Origin of the sequence: Brevibacterium epidermidis NBRC 14811 (assembly GCF_001570805.1) — a bacterium.
GTDB lineage: Bacteria > Actinomycetota > Actinomycetes > Actinomycetales > Brevibacteriaceae > Brevibacterium > Brevibacterium epidermidis.
The window spans coordinates 1-3,982 of the sequence record NZ_BCSJ01000005.1; the positions used below are offsets into that span (position 1 = coordinate 1).

Genomic DNA, 3,982 nt, shown 5'->3' on the forward strand with positions numbered 1-3,982 from the left:
CCCAGCAACCTCGCGCGAGGTTGCTGGGCCGCCGTCAGGTAGTACGGGGAGTGGTAATCCTCCGGTTTCCCTCCGTGTTTCCTAAGGGTGGTCTGGAGGTCAACACCCGTGCCGGGAACCTGTGACCGCTTCTAGGGTCGAAACGTGATCCGCCGAACGGGCATGATCGACCTGCCGGGAACAGCAGTGAGAATCATCCTTTTGGGGGACACCGTTGACTACTTTCGGGCGATCCGCTGAGGCGCTGCGCTTGGAAGACTGACTGGAGCACCCTGCTCACACCCCCGAGCCCGGAGGAACCCCGTGCACCTGATCACCCGGATGAGTCTGAAGAACCGCCTCATCGTCGGATTGCTCACCCTCGTGATCGCCGTCTTCGGCATTGTCGCGACCACCTCACTCAACCAGGAGACGATGCCCTCGGTCGACCTGCCCGGCACCTCGGTGCAGGCCACCGTCCCCGGAGCCTCCCCGGAGGTGATCGAGGAGACCGTCACCAAACCTCTCGAGACCGCGCTCGACGGTGTCGGCGAACTCGAATCGGTGACCACCTCCACCTCGTCGGGGATGATGACCGCCGAGGTGACCTGGCCCTTCGGCAAGGACTCCGAAGAGATGACCGACGCCGTCCGCTCCGCCGTCGACGGAGTGAAGTCCGACCTGCCCGCCGACGCCGAGGCGGAAGTGCTGTCCTATCAGATGGACGAGGTTCCGGTGACGATGTTCGCCGTCTCCGGCGGGGACTCCGCCACCCTCGGTGACCGTCTTGAGACCGACCTCGTCCCCGAACTCCGCGCCCTCGACGGAGTCTCGAACGTCGAGGTCACCGGCCAGGATGAGCGGCGAGTCTCCATCACGTTCCGACCCGAGGATGTGGCGGAGAAGAACGTCGTCGAATCCTCCGTTCCCGACGAGCTCGAAGCCGCCGGCACCGTCGTTCCCGCCGGCCAGAGCTCACAGGGCGACACATCGATGGCCGTCGAAGTCGGCACCGAGGTCGACGCTGTCGAGCAGATCGAGAAGACGCCGCTGCGCACCGCAGACGGCACGGTGCTGCTGGGCGAGGTCGCCGACGTCGACCTCGACGCGGTCGAGAAGACCTCCCTGTCCCGCGCCGACGGCAAAGATTCCGTGACTGTGTCGGTGACGAAGGACCAGGACGCCAATGTCGTCGATGTCTCGCACAAGGTCGCCGACACCCTCGAAAAGGTCGGCCCGAAACTCGGTGAGGACACGCAGTTCTCGACGATCTTCGACCAGGCACCGGAGATCGAGAAGTCGATCCACGACCTCTCCGTCGAGGGCGGACTCGGCCTGATCTTCGCGATCTTCGTCATCCTCGCATTCCTCGGCTCCTTCCGCTCGACCATCGTCGCCGCGATCTCGATCCCGATGTCGCTGCTCATCGCGATGATCGGCCTCATGGTCGGCGACTACACGCTCAACATCCTCACCTTGGGTGCCCTGACGATCGCCGTCGGCCGAGTCGTCGACGACTCCATCGTCGTCATCGAGAACATCCGCCGACGCCAGGGCACGACCGACCTGACGGTCGAGGACATCGTCGCCAGCGTCAAACAGGTCGCCGGCGCCATCACCGCCTCGACCCTGACCACGGTCGCCGTGTTCCTGCCCATTGCATTCGTCGACGGCATCGCCGGACAGCTGTTCCGCCCCTTCTCCGTCACCGTCAGCCTCGCGCTGCTGGCCTCCCTCGTCGTGGCGCTGACGATCGTTCCCGTGTTCAGCTACTGGGTCCTGCGCCGCAGCCCCAAACCGCTCTCGCCCAAGCGCCAAGCAGCCACCGATCGCAGCTATGAGCTGTGGGCAGCCAAGCAGCACCGCCGCTCGGTGGCCCGAGCCGAACGCCGCCAGAAGACGATCGAGAAGAAGAACGCCAAACGCGCAGCCAAGGGCAAGGACGCGCTGCCGGATGCGACCGTCGAACCCGTCGTCGCTCCCGCCCACGGAAACGGTGAGGCCTCCGGCAGGATCGACCGCCTCCAACAGCGCAGCCTGCCGGCGATCATCTCCGCCCTGCACCACCCCTGGAGGACCATCGCCTTCTCCGTCGTCATCTTCATCGTCACGATGGTGTGCGCGACCTTCCTCAAGACGGACCTGCTCGGATCGGCCGGGCAGAACTCCGTGTACATCACCCAGACCCTGCCCGCGGGTGCCTCGCTCGAAGCCGGTGACAAGGCCGCGAAGCGTGTGGAAGCCGTGCTCGGTGACGACCCGGACGTCGACACCTATTCGACGACGGTCAACGGACCGGAATCCGGAGCGGAGAACCAGTTCAACGTCACCCTGGCCGAAGACTCCGAGGCCGAGGTCGCGACGAACCGCCTCCGCACCCAACTCGACGACCTCGGGAAGGACGCAGGCGAAATCGACGTCCAAGACGCGGGCGGCTCCGTCAGCGAGGACGTCGAGGTCACCCTCTCGGGCACTGACCTGGGTGCGCTGCGAAAGGCTGCCGACGAGGTGACGAAGAAGATGGCGGACACCGACGGCGTCCAGTCCGCCCGCAACGACCTCGCCGCCGATCAGCCGGTCATCGAGGTCGACGTCGATCGGGAGAAAGCCGCCGACTACGGATTCAGCCAGGCTGAGGTCGGGCAGGCCATCGCCGCCGCACTCCACGGTGTCGAGGCCGGCACCATCACCCTCAATGGCCAGGAGCGCGACATCACCCTCGCTCCGACTCATCCGGATGCGACCCCGGACGAGATCCGTGCTCTCGAACTGCCCGTCACCGAGGTGCAGACGCAGAACGCCCAGGAGGATGCGACCGATCGGGTCGAGGAGAAGACCGATGCCCGCGCCGAGGAGGCCAAGCGCAAGGCCGCTGACGAATCGGCCGAGCAGCTTGAGTCTGCCCGTGAAGCTCGTGACAACGCGGCCGACCAGCTCGAACAGGCCCGCAAGGCCCTGCGCGATGCCGAGAATCCGCCGCCGGCTCCGAACCCGGGCGACATGGCTGCCGACCAGGTGGAACAGGCCCGCGAAGGGGTCGAACAGGCAGAGAAGGGACTGAAGGAAGCCAACGACGCCATCGACGACCTCGTCGACGGCCAGCGTGAACAGGAACAGAGCCAGGAGGAGGAAGAGGCGCTTGCCGATGAGCAGGCCGCCATCCCCGACATCAAGGGTGAGCCGATCACCGTCGACGAGATCGCGGAGGTGAAGAAGACCGAGACCCCGGCGACGATCGACCGTGCCGACGGCGACCGGAAGGTCACCGTGTTCGCAACCCCGTCCAGCGGCCAGCTCGAAACGGTCACCGCCGCGGCCACCGACCTGACCGAGACCATGGATCTGCCCGACACAGTCAGCTTCGACGTCGGCGGTGCCAGCCAGGAGCAGGCGGAGTCATTCGGTCAGCTCGGAATGGCGATGGCCGTGGCGATCGTGCTCGTGTTCCTCGTGATGATCGCGACCTTCCGCAGCTTCGTCCAGCCGCTCATCCTGCTGGTGTCGATTCCGTTCGCCGCGACCGGAGCCGTGCTGTTCCTGCTGGCGACCGGCACACCATTGGGCATTCCCTCGCTAATCGGTCTGCTCATGCTCATCGGCATCGTCGTGACGAACGCGATCGTGCTCATCGACCTCATCAACAAGCTGCGTGAGGACGGGCTCGACCTCATGGACGCGATCGTCCACGGCACCCGACTGCGCCTGCGCCCGATCCTCATGACCGCGGCCGCGACGATCTTCGCCCTCGTGCCGATGTCGCTGGGGCTGACCGGTGGGGGAGTGTTCATCTCGCAGCCCCTGGCGATCGTCGTCATCGGCGGCCTCACCTCATCGACGGTGCTCACGCTCATCCTCGTCCCCGCCCTCTACCTCCTCGTCGAACGACGCAAGGAGATCCGAGCGGCGCACAAGGAGCAGAAGCGCGCCAAGCGACAGGCGGAGGACGAGGCGAGGATCGAAGAGGAGACCTCCGAGGTGGCCCTGCACTCCAACGACCACTGAA

The 3,982-nt window shown here is 65.9% G+C and carries 1 protein-coding gene; it reads left to right on the forward strand.

Features of this window, described 5'->3' with window-relative positions:
- Nucleotides 1-321: 321 nt before the first annotated feature.
- Nucleotides 322-3,981 carry an efflux RND transporter permease subunit gene (locus BEP01S_RS04690; protein ID WP_062241044.1) on the forward strand — a complete coding sequence of 1,220 codons (3,660 nt, stop codon included), beginning with the start codon at nt 322-324 and terminating at the stop codon, nt 3,979-3,981.
- The last annotated feature ends 1 nt before the right edge of the window (nt 3,982 follow it).